This is a genomic window from uncultured Clostridium sp., assembly GCF_947072515.1.
Classification (GTDB): Bacteria; Bacillota; Clostridia; order Clostridiales; family Clostridiaceae; genus Clostridium.
This window is the reverse complement of record NZ_CAMTIG010000001.1, coordinates 142,275-158,563: the sequence shown is the minus strand read 5'-3', so window position 1 is coordinate 158,563 and position 16,289 is coordinate 142,275. Positions and strand designations below refer to the sequence as shown.

17 protein-coding genes and 1 pseudogene are annotated in these 16,289 nt (G+C 27.7%); 17 read left to right on the top strand and 1 reads right to left on the bottom strand.

Translation table 11 applies throughout. The features are described 5' to 3' along the window. The first annotated feature begins 7 nt into the window (after positions 1-7). Positions 8-1,288 carry an L-serine ammonia-lyase, iron-sulfur-dependent, subunit alpha gene (locus Q0W06_RS00770; protein WP_297629980.1) on the top strand — a complete coding sequence of 427 codons (1,281 nt, stop codon included), beginning with the start codon at positions 8-10 and terminating at the stop codon, positions 1,286-1,288. Positions 1,289-1,339: 51 nt separating this feature from the next. Here Q0W06_RS00770 and Q0W06_RS00765 read toward each other — a convergent pair whose 3' ends face one another. Further along, on the bottom strand, positions 1,340-1,657 hold the full coding sequence (locus Q0W06_RS00765) for a heavy metal-binding domain-containing protein (protein WP_297629977.1): 318 nt from the start codon (positions 1,655-1,657) through the stop codon (positions 1,340-1,342). 164 nt (positions 1,658-1,821) lie between these two features. Here Q0W06_RS00765 and Q0W06_RS00760 point away from each other — a divergent pair, with 164 nt between their 5' ends. The 16 genes and pseudogenes from Q0W06_RS00760 (at position 1,822) to ureC (ending at position 16,274) form a co-directional block, all read left to right on the top strand. Next, the gene (locus tag Q0W06_RS00760; RefSeq protein ID WP_297629975.1) at positions 1,822-2,796 is read left to right on the top strand and encodes an HD domain-containing protein; all 975 of its coding nucleotides are present in this window, start codon (positions 1,822-1,824) and stop codon (positions 2,794-2,796) included. Between the two features lie 200 nt (positions 2,797-2,996). Beyond that, positions 2,997-4,103: pseudogene (locus Q0W06_RS00755) on the top strand (DEAD/DEAH box helicase); the annotation flags it as partial. 448 nt (positions 4,104-4,551) lie between these two features. Further along, a complete protein-coding gene (locus Q0W06_RS00750; RefSeq protein ID WP_297629971.1) occupies positions 4,552-4,929 on the top strand; it encodes a MerR family transcriptional regulator in 378 nt (125 codons plus the stop codon). A gap of 108 nt (positions 4,930-5,037) precedes the next feature. Further along, positions 5,038-5,748 carry an ABC transporter ATP-binding protein gene (locus Q0W06_RS00745; protein WP_297629970.1) on the top strand — a complete coding sequence of 237 codons (711 nt, stop codon included), beginning with the start codon at positions 5,038-5,040 and terminating at the stop codon, positions 5,746-5,748. Next, positions 5,741-7,327 carry a hypothetical protein gene (locus tag Q0W06_RS00740; protein ID WP_297629967.1) on the top strand — a complete coding sequence of 529 codons (1,587 nt, stop codon included), beginning with the start codon at positions 5,741-5,743 and terminating at the stop codon, positions 7,325-7,327. The genes Q0W06_RS00745 and Q0W06_RS00740 overlap by 8 nt, the downstream gene beginning before the upstream one ends. A gap of 39 nt (positions 7,328-7,366) precedes the next feature. After that, positions 7,367-8,221: a DUF4438 domain-containing protein gene (locus Q0W06_RS00735; RefSeq protein ID WP_297629965.1), complete on the top strand. Its 855-nt coding sequence runs from the start codon at positions 7,367-7,369 to the stop codon at positions 8,219-8,221. Positions 8,222-8,400: 179 nt separating this feature from the next. Further along, complete coding sequence (locus Q0W06_RS00730; RefSeq protein WP_297629962.1) at positions 8,401-8,835, top strand: hypothetical protein; 435 nt, start codon at positions 8,401-8,403, stop codon at positions 8,833-8,835. 100 nt (positions 8,836-8,935) lie between these two features. Further along, positions 8,936-9,631: a lantibiotic protection ABC transporter ATP-binding protein gene (locus tag Q0W06_RS00725; protein WP_297629959.1), complete on the top strand. Its 696-nt coding sequence runs from the start codon at positions 8,936-8,938 to the stop codon at positions 9,629-9,631. Between the two features lies 1 nt (position 9,632). Then, positions 9,633-10,355, top strand: a complete 723-nt coding sequence (locus Q0W06_RS00720) for a lantibiotic immunity ABC transporter MutE/EpiE family permease subunit (protein WP_297629956.1) — start codon at positions 9,633-9,635, stop codon at positions 10,353-10,355. 1 nt (position 10,356) lies between these two features. Further along, positions 10,357-11,088: a lantibiotic immunity ABC transporter MutG family permease subunit gene (locus Q0W06_RS00715; protein WP_297629953.1), complete on the top strand. Its 732-nt coding sequence runs from the start codon at positions 10,357-10,359 to the stop codon at positions 11,086-11,088. After that, positions 11,081-11,746, top strand: coding sequence for a response regulator transcription factor (locus Q0W06_RS00710; protein ID WP_297629951.1), 666 nt, complete (start codon positions 11,081-11,083; stop codon positions 11,744-11,746). The genes Q0W06_RS00715 and Q0W06_RS00710 overlap by 8 nt, the downstream gene beginning before the upstream one ends. Next, a complete protein-coding gene (locus Q0W06_RS00705) occupies positions 11,737-13,116 on the top strand; it encodes a HAMP domain-containing sensor histidine kinase (protein WP_297629949.1) in 1,380 nt (459 codons plus the stop codon). Before Q0W06_RS00710 ends, Q0W06_RS00705 begins: the two co-directional genes overlap by 10 nt. A gap of 15 nt (positions 13,117-13,131) precedes the next feature. Then, positions 13,132-13,749: an NUDIX hydrolase gene (locus Q0W06_RS00700; protein WP_297629946.1), complete on the top strand. Its 618-nt coding sequence runs from the start codon at positions 13,132-13,134 to the stop codon at positions 13,747-13,749. Positions 13,750-13,914: 165 nt separating this feature from the next. Further along, positions 13,915-14,217 (top strand): urease subunit gamma, encoded by a 303-nt coding sequence (locus tag Q0W06_RS00695; protein ID WP_297629944.1) that lies wholly within the window; start codon positions 13,915-13,917, stop codon positions 14,215-14,217. A gap of 18 nt (positions 14,218-14,235) precedes the next feature. Then, complete coding sequence (locus tag Q0W06_RS00690; RefSeq protein ID WP_297629941.1) at positions 14,236-14,559, top strand: urease subunit beta; 324 nt, start codon at positions 14,236-14,238, stop codon at positions 14,557-14,559. After that, positions 14,559-16,274, top strand: coding sequence for an urease subunit alpha (gene ureC, locus Q0W06_RS00685; protein ID WP_297629939.1), 1,716 nt, complete (start codon positions 14,559-14,561; stop codon positions 16,272-16,274). The genes Q0W06_RS00690 and ureC overlap by 1 nt, the downstream gene beginning before the upstream one ends. Positions 16,275-16,289 lie beyond the last annotated feature (15 nt).

Below are 16,289 nucleotides of genomic sequence, written 5' to 3'. Positions count from 1 at the left end.
AGTTAAAATGATGAACGAAAGCATGTATAAAGACTATTTACAAATATTAAAAGAAGAGTTAGTTCCAGCTATGGGATGTACAGAACCAATTGCAATAGCCTTAGGAAGTGCTAAAGCGAGAGAAATTTTAGGACAAATGCCACATAGAATAGAAGTTTTATGTAGTGGAAATATAATCAAAAATGCAAAATGTGTAACAGTTCCGAATACTGGAAATCTTATAGGGATAAAGGCTAGTGCAGTCATAGGAGCACTTGCAGGAAGAGCAGAAAAGGGATTAGAAGTAATAAATGAAGTTGATAAAGACAGTATAGAAAAAGCAAAAGAACTTGTTAATGGTGATTATTGTATAGTAAATCTTTTAGATACAGATGTACAATTACATTTAATAGTTAAAGCTTTTTTAGATAATGGAGATTCTAGTGAAGTAGAAATAAAATATGCTCATAACAACATAGTTAGAGAAACTAGAAAGGGAGAAGATTTATTTAAGGCTGTTGAGGACAAAGATAAATACTTAGGTGTCTTTATAGATAGAGGAATTTTAAGCGTAGAAAAAATTTATGAGTATGCAAACACAGTTCCACTTGAAGATATTAAAGAACTTCTAGATACTCAAATAGATTATAATATAACAATTGCAGAAGAAGGACTTAAAGGGGCTTATGGAATAGGTATAGGAAAGGTTATTTTAGAAAGTTATCCAAATACTATAGAAACTAAACTTAAAGCATATGCAGCAGCAGCTTCAGAAGCAAGAATGAGTGGAAGTTCTCTTCCTGTTATGACAAACTCAGGTTCAGGAAATCAAGGAATGACATCATCAATTCCAGTTATAGTTTATTGTAAAGAAAATCATTTATCAGAAGAACAATTATATAGAGGATTAGTTTTTGCAAATTTAATGACTATACATCAAAAAACAGGAATAGGAAGATTATCAGCCTTTTGTGGAGCTGTAAGTGCAGGGTGTGCAAGTGGAGCAGCTATAACATATTTAAAGGATGGTACTTTAGAACAAATAAATAAAACGGTAACTAATACTCTTGCAAATATATCAGGAATAGTTTGTGATGGAGCAAAAGCTTCTTGTGCAGCTAAAATAGCGACAAGCCTTGATGCTGCTTTAATGAGTCATCACTTAGCAATGGCAAATCAAGCTTATGATCCATTAACAGGAATCGTTAAAGATACAATAGAAGAAACTATTGGAGCCGTAGGAAGATTGGGAAAAGATGGAATGAAAGAAACTGATAAAGAAATATTAGAAATAATGTTAGAAGAATAATATAAAACATTTTAAAAGAGAGTGATATCACTCTCTTTTTTATAAGAAAATTTAATTTAATATTGAAACAGCAGTTCCATAAGCAACTATTTCAGCACCACCTTGAATGATAGCAGATGATCCAAGTTCAAAACCAATAATTGCATTAGCACCAAGTTTTTCTGCTTCAGCAATCATTCGATCTATAGCAATTTTTCTAGATTCATCAAGCATTTCTTTATAGGCTACCATTTCTCCACCAACAAGGTTTTTAAAGGCAGAACCAATATCACGACCAACATTTTTACATTGAATAGTACTTCCAACAACAAGTCCTTTAACTTCTAAAATTTCTTTTCCAGGATAGTTTGGTGTAGTTAAAATAATCATAAAATTTCCCCTTCTTTCTTAAATGAATTATAATATTTATTATAACATAAAGAGTTTTTAAAAACTACTTATTTTTCAAGAAAAAGGAAAATAATAAGGCTGGTTTTTAAAATGTAAAAAGGATAAAATATAGTAATACTATATAAATATATAGGGGGAGTGAAATGATTAAAGATTTAATTTATGGAGAATTCCAGATAGAAGATGTATTAAGTGATATTATAGATACAAGAGAAGTTCAGAGATTAAAAAGAATACATCAAGGTGGAGCAAGTTACTTAGTAAATTCTAAATGGAATGGGACAAGATATGATCATTCTATTGGAGTAATGCTATTAATAAGAAAGTTAGGCGGTTCTATAGAAGAACAAATAGCAGGACTTTTACATGATGTGTCTCATACAGCTTTTTCACATATGATAGATTATGTTTTGGAAAATAAAGAGGAAGATTATCATGAAAAAATATATGATGGAATTATAGAGAAATCAGAAATTCCAAAGATAATAGAAAGTTACGGATATGATTTTAGAGATATTCTATTTAATGAAGAAAAGTGGACGATATTAGAAAAATCTTTACCTAAACTTTGTGCAGATAGAGTTGATTACACATTAAGAGATATGATTACATATGAGCATATAACTATTGATGAAGCAAAAGGCTTTGTAGATGATTTAATTGTAATAGATGGAGAAATAGTTATAAAAGATATATGTTATGCAGAATGGTTTGTAGAAGTATATTGTAAACTTGTAATGGACTGCTTCGCACACCCATTAAATATTTATGCAAATGATATATTAAAAAAAGCGTTGAAAATTTCTCTAGAACTTAAGGAGATAAAATTAATAGATTTTTTAGAAGATGATGAATTTATATATAATAAGCTTAAAAATTCAAAATCAAAAGAAGTATTAGAGCTAATAAATTCCTTAGAAAATGAAGTTGAATTAGAAAAAAATAATATAGAATATAATATTTATCAGAAACAAAAAATAAGAGTTGTAAATCCAACTGTTATTATAGATAATAAAAAATTTAGCTCATCAGAGAAATCAAATAAGATTGAAAAGTTAAACGAAGATGCCTATAGAATAGGAAATGAAGGAATTTATATAAAAATACTAAAAAAATAAGCAAAAGAGAAAAGAGATATATAAAATTAGCTTAAAAAGTAAAATTTTATATGAAAAATTTGCAAGTTTCCTAATAGAGTATTATTATAGTTATAAAGAGACACTATAAATATGTAGGATTTTGTCCTTATATATGATGTCTCTATTTGTTTGTAAAAAATAAGAGTTAATAAGAATATGCTTATTATGAAGGAGATTAAATGTTATTTAAAGATTTAAATATAATAGAGCCAATTGAAAAGGCTATAAAAGAAGTTGGATATGAAAAACCAACACCAATACAAGGGGAAGCAATACCACATTTATTAAAAGGAAAAGATTTATTAGGATGTGCACAAACAGGAACAGGAAAGACAGCTTCATTTGCAATACCTGTATTACAAAATATGATTAAAGAAGATAAAGAGAAAAAAATCATAAAGGCATTAGTACTGGCACCTACAAGAGAACTTGCAATTCAAATAAATGAAAACTTTGAATTATATAGTAAATACGTAGATATAAAAACTACAGTTATATTTGGTGGAGTATCACAAAAGCCACAAACAAGAAAGTTAAAATCAGGAGTAGATATACTTATTGCAACTCCAGGAAGATTATTAGATTTAATAAATCAAAAATTTGTAGATTTAAGTAATGTAGATTACTTAGTATTAGATGAAGCAGATCGTATGTTTGATATGGGAATGGTTCATGATGTAAAAAAAATAATAAGTAAACTACCAAGGAAGAGACAAAATATTTTATTCTCAGCAACAATGCCAAAATCAGTAATGAAGCTTGTAAATGAAATACTTGTAAAACCTGTAAAAGTAGAAATTACACCAGAATCATCAACTGTAGATACTGTTACTCAAGGATTATATTTTGTAGATAAAAAAGATAAAAAACATCTTTTAGCACATATTATAAAAAATGAAGATATAAGATCACTTTTAGTATTTACTAAAACAAAACATAGAGCAAATACTGTAGTTAAAGATTTAGATAAAATAGGAATAGAATCAGCAGCAATTCATGGTAATAAATCTCAAAATGCTAGACAACTTGCATTAAGTAACTTTAAAGAAGGTAAAATTAAAGTTTTAGTTGCGACAGATATAGCAGCAAGAGGAATAGATGTAGAAGAATTATCACATGTAATAAATTATGATTTACCAGATATTCCAGAAACTTATGTACATAGAATTGGAAGAACAGGAAGAGCAGGAAATAGTGGAGTTTCATTATCTTTTTGTGATGTAGAAGAAAGAAATGAATTAAGAGACATAGAAAAAACTATAGGTAAGAAAATCCCTGTTATAGAAGGAACTGAATTTGACAGACCAGAACCAGTGGTAGAGAAAAAGGTAGAAGAAAAGAAATCTAATAATGGAAGAAGATATCCAAATAGAAATAATCAAGGGAAATCTACTAGAAACTCAAAAGGAAATGGATATAAAAAATCAAATCCTAATGGGGAAAAGAAAACAAAAGTAGCCGTAGAGAAGACAAAAGGAACTACAGAAAAGAAAGCAAAGTCTAATACAGAAAAAAATACAAGAGTAAATGAAAATAAGAAGCCTAAATTTAATGGCGAAAAAAGATTTAAAAAATTTTAATTGAAAAAATTAAAAATAAATAGAGAATAGGAAGTTCATCTTACTAAGTAGACATTATTCAAAAATGAATATAAAATTTACTTAGTAAGGTGAATTTTATTATTTTGTATTAAGTAATTAAAAAGACTTAATATGGGAAGGGTGTTTATGATAAATGAAAATTAATGATGTAAGTAAAATGTATGAAATATCACAAGATACACTTAGATATTATGAAAAAATAGGTTTAATACCTCCAGTAAATAGAAGTAAAAATGGGATTAGAGATTACAATGAAGAAGATTGCAGATGGGTTGAGTACATAAAATGTATGAGAGGTGCAGGGCTTCCTATTGAAACTTTAATTGAATATGTAGATTTATCAAAAAAGGGAGATAAAACTGTAGATCAAAGAAAAGAAATTCTTCAAGGGCAAAGAAAAGATTTGATAAATAAAATAGCGGAGTTACAGGAAACTTTAAAAAGGTTAGATTTTAAAATTGAGCGTTATGAAAAAATGGTAGAAAAAGAGAAAACATTAAAGGGAAATTAAATGAAGAGAAGCCATCCTAAAGAAATTTTAGGATGCTTTTTTTGAAGAATTTTTAAGTTGTAAAAAAATAGGCTATATGAAATAATCTATATGAGAGGTGGAGATTATATGAAATTGGTTTTAAGGGGAATTAGTAAAAGTTTTGGAGGGAAAAGAATATTAAAGGATGTAGATTTTACTTTTGAAAAAGGAAAAATTTATGGGTTACTTGGGCGAAATGGGGCAGGAAAAACTACACTTTTTAATTGTATAGCAGAGGAAGTAAATATTGATACAGGAGAAGTAAGTTTAATAGATGAAAATGAAGTGCTTGAAAAAGCTGACTCAAGTAAGATTGGATATGTTTATTCAGACCCAGTACTTCCAGAATTTTTAACAGGATTTGAGTTTATAAAGTTTTATGTAGATGTAAATAAGAAGAGAATAAAAGGTTTAAAATCTGTTGATGAATATTTAGATTTTATAAAAATTGAAGAAGAGGATAAGCATAAGTTAATAAAGTCCTATTCTTTTGGGATGAAAAATAAAGTGCAAATGTTATGTTACTTAATTACTAAACCAAATGTTATTTTATTAGATGAGCCATTAACATCATTTGATATTATAGTAGCATTGGAAATAAAAAGTTTACTTAAGGAAATAAAGAAAGATCATATTTTAATTTTTTCAACACACATACTTCAACTTGCAACAGATTTATGTGATGAACTAGTTGTTTTAAAAGATGGAAAGTTAGAGCTAATAGATAATAATATTTTAAAAGAGCCTGATTTCCAAGATAGGATAATGGATATTTTAAAGGAGGAAACTAATGTTTAGGACCTTCTTTAAAACTTCAGAAATACAGCTTTATGAAAAAATGAATATGTGGATTTATTATATTTCTAAAATACCTATAATAGGAGATATATCTGAAAACTGGTATAGCAAAATAAGATTTAAAAAGTGGCTAAGCTATTTTGTAAGAATAGTAAGTTTTGCATTTGGAATTATATCGAAATTTTTATATATATTTTTCATAGTTATATTGCCAGCTATTTTTATTCAAGAGAAAACAGGAATAAGTGCAGCACTTATAGAATTTCAGATATTTTTCTTTTTAAGTTTTATAGTGGGGCCTATTATAGATAATAATGTTGGAATGGAATTGCAAAAAGATTTCTATATGATAAATTTAATGAGATTTAATGCAAGTGAATACTATAAAAGCAAAATAATATATGAGTACACAGAGTATTTAATCTATTTTATAATACCAATAACATTTTTAGATGTTTCATTAAAAGGAGCAGTTCTAATAACTATATTGCTTATATTGGTTAGAGCAATAGGACAATATATGCATTTAATAATTATGGAGAAGGTTAACTTTAAATTATTAAATAAATCGCCAAAAGTAATGGTTGGAATACTTGGAATTTGGATAATTACATTTGGAACACCATTTATAGGAGTAGTATTCAATTTTAGGGAGATATTATTATCTAAAAAAGTTATATTAATAATTACAGTATTAGGAGTAATTTCATTAATACAAATTTTTAGATATAAAAAATATAATATTTTAGCTAAAGTTATTTTAAGTAAAAGTGATATGGAAAAGATAAATGATGGTGTAAAAGATGCTGCATTTATGGATGTTAAAATAAATGAAAAGAAAATAAACACTAAAGATTTGATAAATGATAAATATAGAGATAAAGAAGGTATTGATTATTTAAACTTTAAATTTATGGAACGACATAAAAGAATAATATTTAATCCAATAAAAAGAAGAGCTATCCTTTTTATTGGGATTTTTCTTATAGGTTTAATAGGAACAATATTTTTCGTAGAGAATAAGGAATCAGTCCAGAAAATAATATTAAGTTCTTCAGGATTTTTAGTTTTTGTAGTATATGCAAGTTCTATTGGAGAAAAGATTACAAAAGCTTTTTTCTTTAACTGTGACAACAGTTTACTTAGACATAAGTTTTATACTGAACCGAAAGTTATATTAGATAATTTTAAAAGTAGATTAAAAATATGTATAGTACTAGAGCTTATTCCAGTATCTATATTAGGAATAGGGCTAGGAACAATTTTTATAGCATCAGGTGGAAGTATAATAGAATACACTCCAATATTTATAAGTATTATAACTCTTGGGATTTTCTTTGCAGTTCATTATTTATTTTTATATTATATAGCTCAACCATATACAGCACAATTAAAAGTGAAAAGTCCTATTTATACTTTTGGAACTATGGTAATTAGTATATTTGCATATATATGTCTTCAAGTTAGAGAAACAACAATAATTTTTACTATAATAATTATTGTACTAACAGTAATATATATTTTAACAGCTATAACTTTAGTTTATAAATATTCTTATAAAACATTTAAATTAAAGTAGTATAATAAAAGGTATAAATTTAAATGTTGAGGTGAAAAAATGATAAAAACGAATAAAGAAAAAGTTGTTAAATGGTCTGTAATGGGAAAAGTTCATCATCCGATAGGTGGTGGGTATAGAATAACTCATGAAGGAGTTCCTATGATTTTACCAGCAACAGGCGGAATTTCTTATAATGTTAAAGTTGGAGACTCTGCTTTTGGATGGGCAGGAGATCATGTTGAACCAGGAGTATCAGTTAGAAATGAAATTAAGGAAGAGAATGCAGCATTAATGACATTTGCATGTGTTGGAAATGAGGCTAAGATTATTACAGGTGATGCTAAAGGAGAAAAAGGATATGTTACAGGAATGCATGGTGGAATAAATCATGTTTTAATATATTTTAATGAAGAAATTTTAGAAAAATTATCTATTGATGACAAAATAATGATTAAAGCTTACGGACAAGGATTGAAAATAGAAAATCATGAAGATGTTCATGTGATGAGTATAGATCCAGAATTATTTGAAAAATTAGGAATTGAAGAAGTAGCAGGAAAAATTAAAGTTCCAGTTGTTGCAAAAGTTCCACCATATTTAATGGGTTCAGGAATGGGTTCAGGAAATGGATATAGTGGAGACTATGATATTATGACTGGTGATATGGAAGAAATAAAGAGATTAGGTTTAGATAAATTAAAGTTTGGAGACATAGTTTTATTAGAGGACTGTGATAATAGCTTTGGAAGAGGATACTTGAAAGGAGCTATTAGCATTGGTGTAATAGTTCATAGTGACTGTGTAAAGGCAGGACATGGACCTGGAGTTACAACAATTTTAACTTGTAAAAAGGGTGAAATTGAAGGATGTATTAATGAAAAAGCAAATATAAGTGAATATATGAAAAAATAAGATATGGCAGTAAAGTAAATAGCTTTACTGCCATATTTATTAGTTTAAATAAACAGTTAAATTTAATAAAAGGAGAAAAGTCCATAAAAAAAGGTTTATAATTAAAGTAAGAATCATTATGCGTAAAGAAAGAGTAAATTTTATAATTAGAAAAAGTTTATGTTAAAGAAGGTGTTAGTTTGAGACAAAGAGCTGTAATGATAGGAATATGCATAATAGGAGTAATTATAGTACTTAGTATTAGTATAGTGATGATCTTTAATAAACCAGATTTGAAAATACAGAAAAACAATAATAAATTAACAGTACAGTTAGGAAATGAAAAGCAGATTAACATTAACATGAAAGATGTAGAGAATGTTGAATATTTAAAAAAATATAACTTAAGTAATGAAGATAATATAGATAAAAGCAAAGAAAAAAATGAGATTTTTAAATTATATAATAAAAATATTAAAGTAATATCCATGAGTAATGAAGGAAGTGGAATATATATAGAAACTCCAAATGAAAATTATTTAATTTCAACAAATGATTCAAATGAAACTCATGAATTATATAGAAAAATAGAAGATGGAGAAAACATAGATATAAAATATATAGGGGATTTGTAGATGAGGACTAATAAGTCCTTATTTTTTTTGTGGAAAATCCTTATAAAATCCTTATAAAGTTTTTTTATACTATCAATATAAAAAAGAAAGGATGATTTAAATGGAATATATTATAAAAACAAAAGGGTTAACTAAAAGATATGGGAAAGAGAAAGTGAATGATGGGATAGAAATTAATATTCCAGAGAGTTGTATTTATGGATTACTTGGACCAAATGGAGCAGGCAAATCAACATTACTTAAAATATTAACAGGAATGATTAATAAGACAGAAGGAAAAGTCTTTTATAAAGGTAGAGAGTGGATACGCAAAGATTTATTAGAAATTGGAGCATTAATAGAGGAAGCACCTATTTATGAAAAATTAACTGCAAGGGAGAATTTGAAAGTAAGAACTCTATTATATGATTTATCAGAAGAAAGAATAGATGAAGTTTTGAAAATAGTAGGGCTTCAAGAAACTGGAAAAAAGAAAGCGGGAAAATTCTCTATGGGAATGAAGCAGAGGCTTGGAATTGCATTAGCTTTATTAAATAATCCTAAATTACTTATTTTAGATGAGCCTACAAATGGATTAGATCCAATAGGCATAAATGAACTTAGAGAATTGATTTTATCATTTCCGGAAAAGGGGATTACTGTAATAGTTTCTAGTCATATATTATCTGAAATTGAACATATAGCAGATTATATAGGAATTATCGCAAAAGGAAAATTAGGATATGAGGGGAAAATAGATAAAAGTAAAGATTTAGAAAGTTTATTTATGGAAGTTGTAAGAAAGGCGGGGGCATAAAATGAAGGGGTTAATTAGATCAGAATGGCTAAAGGAAAAAAGAAGTTTTCAAAAAAAGCTTATATTAATAGCACCAATAATAAATATTTTATTAGCATTTGCACTTATGGCAGGAAAATATTTTCAAAACTTTACTTATAATAATTGGTATATCTTATTACTACCAGCAAGCTTAACTATTATATCTACAGCAATAGTTTCAAAGGATAAAAAAAGAAATTTTCATGGCTTGTTTGGTGTAATAGAAAATAAAGAAAAGCTTTGGATAAGTAAAGTTATTTTAGGTGTTATTTACTTAGGAATTATGAATATAATTCTTTTTTTAGGATGTGGGTTAGTAGGAGCTTTATATGGACAAACAATATCTATTTTAAATGAATTTCTAGCAAGTTTAGTATTATTTATAACATTTGCATGGCAAATTCCATTATGGATGTTTATAGGAAGTAAAATGAACAGTGGATTAGTTTTAATTCTGAGTTTAATTTGTAATTTTGGATGTAGTATATTTGTAGCAATAAAATGGTTTTGGTGGATTCCTTTTTCTATTCCAGCAAGGTTAATGTGTGCAACAATTAGTGTATTACCAAATGGATTATCAGTAGAAGAAGGAAGCAAACTTTTAAATAGGAATGTTATAGGAATTGGTGTTTTAATAACAATAATATTATTTATTATAGTTACATATGTAACGGCTAAACTTTTTAAAAATCAGGAGGTATAATATGTTTTTTAAATATTTGAAAATGGATTTTTATAAAATGATTCATAGTAAAAATTTTATGCTTCATATTTTGACTCCAATAATTACTATAGTAGTGTTTATAGTCTATTTTAGAGTATATTCTAGTAACGAGTTATTATCAGAGAATATAAATAAGCTTTCAATATGTGCAGAAGTTATAGGAATGGGATTACCAATAATTATTGCATTAGTAATGCAATTTATGTGTGAACAGGAAGAAGGGGGGAACTTCCAAAATTTTTTAACAAGTCCAGGAAATAAGTGTATTCCGTATATAAGTAAATTAGTAGTTATTTTTTTATTTGGAATTGTAGCAATTATTATTACTTTTTTAGGATTAAGTATTTTTTTCTCTAATGGAGTTCCCTTAGAACTTTACTTTAAATTAATAATTATAATGATTTTGAGTAGTATAATTTTATATATAGTACAATTTTTGGTAGTTTTATTTTGGGGAAAAGGAGTTAATATAGGAGTAGGGATAATTGGAATTTTAATTTATGGATTAATGCAAACTGGGCTTGGTGATAATATATGGACATATATACCTTGGGCATATGCGGGAAGAATATCTAACTATATTATATTAGGAGCAAATAGGGAGATGTTTTCAGAGAAGCTATGGCTAACTGTAATAACATATATATCTGTTTTGATATTATTTGGAGCTATCTTTATAAAAAAATGGGAAGGAAGAAAATGGGATGATTAAAGGGAGAATTTTAGTTGTTGATGATGAAGAAGAAATATGTAATTTGATAAAAAGAGCATTAACAAAAGAAGGCTATGAAATTCATATAAGAACTAATCCGAAAAATATAGAAAAAGAAAAATTGAAAGATTTTAACTTAATTCTTTTAGATGTTATGATGCCAGAAATAGATGGCTTTTCCCTATGTAAAGAAATTCGGAATTTAGTAGACTGCCCAATAATTTTTATTACAGCAAAAGGAATGGAGAAAGATATTGTAGAAGGTTTTTCTATTGGTGGAGATGATTATATAAAAAAGCCTTTTAGTATCATAGAGCTTCGTGCAAGAGTTAAGGCTCATATTCGTAGAGAACAGAGAGAACATAGTAATGGGTTGTGTATAGATGAATTTTTATTTGATTTAAAAGCCAAGGAATTGTATTTAAATGATGAAAAAATAAAATTAACTAAAGGTGAATATAGTATTTGTGAGTATTTAGCTAAAAATAAAGGACAAGTATTTTCTTTAGAGCAGATTTTTGTACAAGTTTATGGTTATGATAAAGAAAGTGATAATAGTGCTATAAGAGAGCACATAAAAAATATAAGAGCAAAATTAAAAAAGAAAGAAAAAAATCCAATAGAGACAGTATGGGGGATTGGCTATAAGTGGGAGTAAGAAAAAGAGAAAATACACTATATTTAATATTTTTAAAGTATTTAATTAAGTTAGTTTTATTATTACTAATATTGTTTGGAATTCTAGGAACTATACTTTGGAGAAGCTTTGAAACAGGATTTATCTTGCCTGCAAATTATGCACAAAATGAAGTTTTAAAATTACAAAATAAATCATTTGAAAATATTGAATTTAATGAAGATATTATACCTTATCCTTGTGGATTTTTATTTTTTTATAATGATGGAAAAGTAAATGGAAGTGTACAAGGTAAAATTAAAGATAATGCAATACTATATAAAGAGGGAAAATATATTCAAAAACAAAGACTATTTGGAGGAGAGCAGTATGCTAAGTTAAATTTTAAAAATGGAGAATGTGTAGTTGCTTATGGAATAGAAGTAAAGTTTGGTAATCCTAAATTAAATAAATTTATTAATCCTAATATTATAGGAAATATTTTAATTATAGCAATAATAATAGGATCAACATTATTTATAGCTATTAGATTTGGTAAGATGTTAAAAAGAGAAATGTATCCTTTATTAGATGCAACTGAAAAAATTAAAAATAAAGATTTAGAATTTGAAATATTAAAAGGTAAAGTAAAAGAATTTAATAATATTTTAGATTCTGTTGATGATATGAAAATTGCATTGAAGAAATCACTTAAAGAGCAATGGATACTAGAGAAGGAAAAAGAAGATGGAATAAATGCATTAGCACATGATATAAAAACACCTTTAACAATTATAAAAGGAAATTCAGAGTTATTGTTAGAATCTGATTTAAACACAGAAGATATAGAAACTATAGAACATATTTTAAAAAATTCTAATAAGATAGAGCGATATATGGAAAGACTTATGGAAATATCTAAGTCAGAAAAAGAAATAGATTTTAAAAAGGAATTCATAAGTAAAGAAGAATTTTTAAAAGAGATAGAAAATGAAATAAAGATGATTTGCATAAGAAAAAATATTGAATATAAAATAGATGATAATATTAAAGAAAAAGAAATTTATGGAAATAAAGATTGTTTAATTAGAGCAATTTTAAATGTTGTAGCTAATGGGGTAGATTATTCTAAAGAAAATTCAGAGATAAGTTTAAATATAGAAGAAGAAGATGAAAATATTATATTCACTATAAGAGATAGCGGAAAAGGATTTATGGTAGAAGAAATAAAAAATGCTACTAATAAATTTTTTATGGGAAGAAAAGAAAGAGAAGTAGGAAAACATCATGGACTAGGGTTATATATAGTAGATTCTATAGCTAAAAAGCATGATGGATATGTAATTATAAAAAATAGAGAAGATAAAAAAGGTGGAGAAATAAAAATAGTAATAAAGAAATTTAAAATTTAGAAAGTAGGGGACATGATGGAAGAAAAATGGTTAACATGGGTAAAAGAACTTCAGAGTATAGCACAAGCAGGAATAACTTATTCTAAGGATAAATTTGATATAGAAAGATTTAATAGAATAAGAGAATTGTCAGCAGAGATAATGTGTAGTTATACGGAAGTAGAAAATAAAGTTATAAAAGATTTATTTTGTAATGAGGAAGGATATCAAACACCGAAAGTAGATGTTAGAGGAGTCGTATTTAAAGAAGGTAAAATCTTGTTAGTGAAAGAAAAAATTGATGGAAAGTGGGCTCTTCCAGGAGGATGGGCGGAGTTTAATTTATCAATTAAAGAAAATGTAGAAAAAGAAATATTAGAAGAAGCCGGAATAGTAGCTAAAGCTAAAAGGATATTAGCAGTACATGATAGAAAAAAACATATAGATAGACCGTGTCCTTATGGAATATATAAGTTTTTTGTACTATGTGATGAAATAGAAGGTGGTTTTGTAGAAAATATAGAGACAGAAGAAATGAATTATTTTTTATTAGAAAAATTACCAGAATTATCAGAAGGAAGAAATACTTATGAGCAGATAAAAAGGTGCTTTGAGATAGCTAAAGAAAATATATTAGAAGCAGAATTTGATTGATTTAATTTAGAAAAGAAAGAGAAAATTTTTAATTTTCTCTTTTTTTTTTGCATAATGGACAAAAGTTTCGGGGAAGTTATTAGGGAATTAAACTTGCATGGCAATATATTCAAAAAAACAAGCCAAAAAATGTATTTTGGGTTAAAAAGTTAGGAGGAATAGACTTTGAGAATTACAATGCGTGAACAAGAAAAACTAATGATTGTTGTTGCAGCAGAGGTAGCAAGAAAGAGAATGAAAAAAGGTTTAAAACTTAACTATCCTGAATCTGTAGCATTAATAACTGATGACATTATGGAGGGTGCTAGAGAGGGGAAATCTGTTACTGACTTAATGGATGAAGGAAGAACAATATTAAAAAGGGATCAAGTAATGGAAGGAATTCCAGAAATGTTACATACAGTGCAAGTTGAAGTAACATTTCCAGATGGAACTAAATTAGTTACAGTACATGATCCAATTCAATAATAAAAGGAGGGTTTAGATATGATACCAGGTGAAATCAAATTAGCCGAAGGCACTATAGAATATAACAAAGGAAAAGAAGCTATAAAGATAACAGTTAAAAATGAAGCTGATAGACCAGTTCAAGTAGGATCACACTTTCATTTTTTTGAAGTAAACTGTGGATTAAAGTTTGATAGAGAAAAATCATATGGAAAAAGATTGGATATTCCAGCTGGTACAGCAGTAAGATTTGAGCCAGGAGATGAGAAAGAAGTGGCATTAATAGATATTGCTGGTGTAAGAAGGGTATTTGGATTAAATAATAAAGTTGATGGATATTTAGATGAGGGGGTTTGTAAATAATGAGCTTGGAATTAGATAGAAAACGTTATTCTGATCTTTTTGGACCAACTAAAGGTGACAAAATAAGATTAGGAGATACGGATTTATTTTTAGAAATTGAAGATGATAAAACAGTTTATGGAGATGAATGTAAGTTTGGTGGAGGAAAATCTCTTAGAGATGGTATGGGTCAGAACTCTATTGAAACTAGAAAAAATCCTAAAGTTGTTGATTTAATTATAACAGGAGTAACTATTCTTGATTATAACGGAATTTATAAAGCTGATATTGGAATCAAAGATGGAAAGATCCATACAATAGGAAAAGGTGGAAATCCATTAGGAATGGATGATATAGATTTTATTGTTGGAGTTAGTACTGAAGCATTAGCTGGAGAAGGATTAATTTTAACTGCTGGAGGAATAGATACTCACGTACATTATATTAATCCAGATTTAGTAAGAGTTGCTATAGAAGGTGGAATCACTACTATCATTGGTGGAGGAACTGGACCAAATGATGGAACTAATGCAACTACATGTACACCAGGAGCTTGGAATATTGAAAAAATGATTGAAGCTGCTGAAGGACTTCCAATAAACATGGGATTCTTAGGAAAAGGAAGCGGAGCTAATTTAGAAGTTAATGGAGAGCAAATAGAAGCGGGAGCTTGTGGATTAAAAATTCATGAAGACTGGGGAGCTACAAAATCAGCTATAGAATATTCTCTTCAAGCTGCAGATCAATATGATGTTCAGGTATCAATTCATACAGATACATTAAATGAAGGTGGATTCGTTGAGCATACTATTGATGCTATAAAGGGAAGATGTATTCATACATTCCATACAGAAGGAGCAGGTGGAGGACACGCGCCAGATATATTAAAAATGGCAGCTTATCCAAATGTATTACCTGCATCTACAAACCCAACAAAACCATATACAAAAAATACAATAGCAGAACATTTAGATATGTTAATGGTATGTCACCATTTAGATTCTAAAGTTGCTGAGGATATAGCTTTTGCTGATTCAAGAATCAGAAAACAAACTATAGCTGCTGAGGATATACTTCATGATATGGGAGTTTTCAGTATGATGAGTTCAGATACAATGGCTATGGGAAGAATCGGAGAAGTTATTACAAGAACTTGGCAAACAGCTAGTAAAATGAAAGTTCAAAGAGGAGTTATGGAAGGGGATAAAGAGGATTCAGATAACAACAGAATTAAAAGATATGTTGCTAAATATACTATAAATCCAGCTATAGCTCAAGGAATAGATGAATATGTAGGTTCAGTTGAAGAAGGAAAAGTTGCTGATTTAGTTCTTTATGAACCAGCATTCTTTGGAGTAAAACCTAAGATAATAATCAAAGGTGGAATGGTTAGCAATGCTATAAATGGAGAAGGAAATGCATCTATACCAACTTGTCAACCAGAAATTCCAAGAAATATGTTTGGATACTATGGAAAAGCAATGTCTAGAACTTGTATAACTTTCGTTTCTCAATATGCATATGAACATGGAATTAAAGAAAAATTAGGTTTAGAAAAATGTGTTCTTCCAGTTAAAGGAATTAGAAATTTAACTAAAAAAGATATGAAACTTAATGGAGAAATGCCTAAATTAGAAGTGGATCCACAAACTTATGATGTAAAGATTAATGGAGAACTTGCTACTTGTGAACCAGCTGAAACATTACCATTAACTCAAAGATATTTCTTATTCTAAATTAATTAACTTTTA

Coding starts and splice junctions, on each gene's coding strand:
- Q0W06_RS00765 (WP_297629977.1), bottom strand. CDS start 1,657: ATGATTATTTTAACTACACCAAACTATCCTGGAAAAGAAATTTTAGAA.
- Q0W06_RS00690 (WP_297629941.1), top strand. CDS start 14,236: ATGATACCAGGTGAAATCAAATTAGCCGAAGGCACTATAGAATATAAC.
- Q0W06_RS00770 (WP_297629980.1), top strand. CDS start 8: ATGATGAACGAAAGCATGTATAAAGACTATTTACAAATATTAAAAGAA.
- Q0W06_RS00745 (WP_297629970.1), top strand. CDS start 5,038: ATGAAATTGGTTTTAAGGGGAATTAGTAAAAGTTTTGGAGGGAAAAGA.
- ureC (WP_297629939.1), top strand. CDS start 14,559: ATGAGCTTGGAATTAGATAGAAAACGTTATTCTGATCTTTTTGGACCA.
- Q0W06_RS00710 (WP_297629951.1), top strand. CDS start 11,081: ATGATTAAAGGGAGAATTTTAGTTGTTGATGATGAAGAAGAAATATGT.
- Q0W06_RS00700 (WP_297629946.1), top strand. CDS start 13,132: ATGGAAGAAAAATGGTTAACATGGGTAAAAGAACTTCAGAGTATAGCA.
- Q0W06_RS00720 (WP_297629956.1), top strand. CDS start 9,633: ATGAAGGGGTTAATTAGATCAGAATGGCTAAAGGAAAAAAGAAGTTTT.
- Q0W06_RS00760 (WP_297629975.1), top strand. CDS start 1,822: ATGATTAAAGATTTAATTTATGGAGAATTCCAGATAGAAGATGTATTA.
- Q0W06_RS00750 (WP_297629971.1), top strand. CDS start 4,552: ATGAAAATTAATGATGTAAGTAAAATGTATGAAATATCACAAGATACA.
- Q0W06_RS00725 (WP_297629959.1), top strand. CDS start 8,936: ATGGAATATATTATAAAAACAAAAGGGTTAACTAAAAGATATGGGAAA.
- Q0W06_RS00735 (WP_297629965.1), top strand. CDS start 7,367: ATGATAAAAACGAATAAAGAAAAAGTTGTTAAATGGTCTGTAATGGGA.
- Q0W06_RS00740 (WP_297629967.1), top strand. CDS start 5,741: ATGTTTAGGACCTTCTTTAAAACTTCAGAAATACAGCTTTATGAAAAA.
- Q0W06_RS00715 (WP_297629953.1), top strand. CDS start 10,357: ATGTTTTTTAAATATTTGAAAATGGATTTTTATAAAATGATTCATAGT.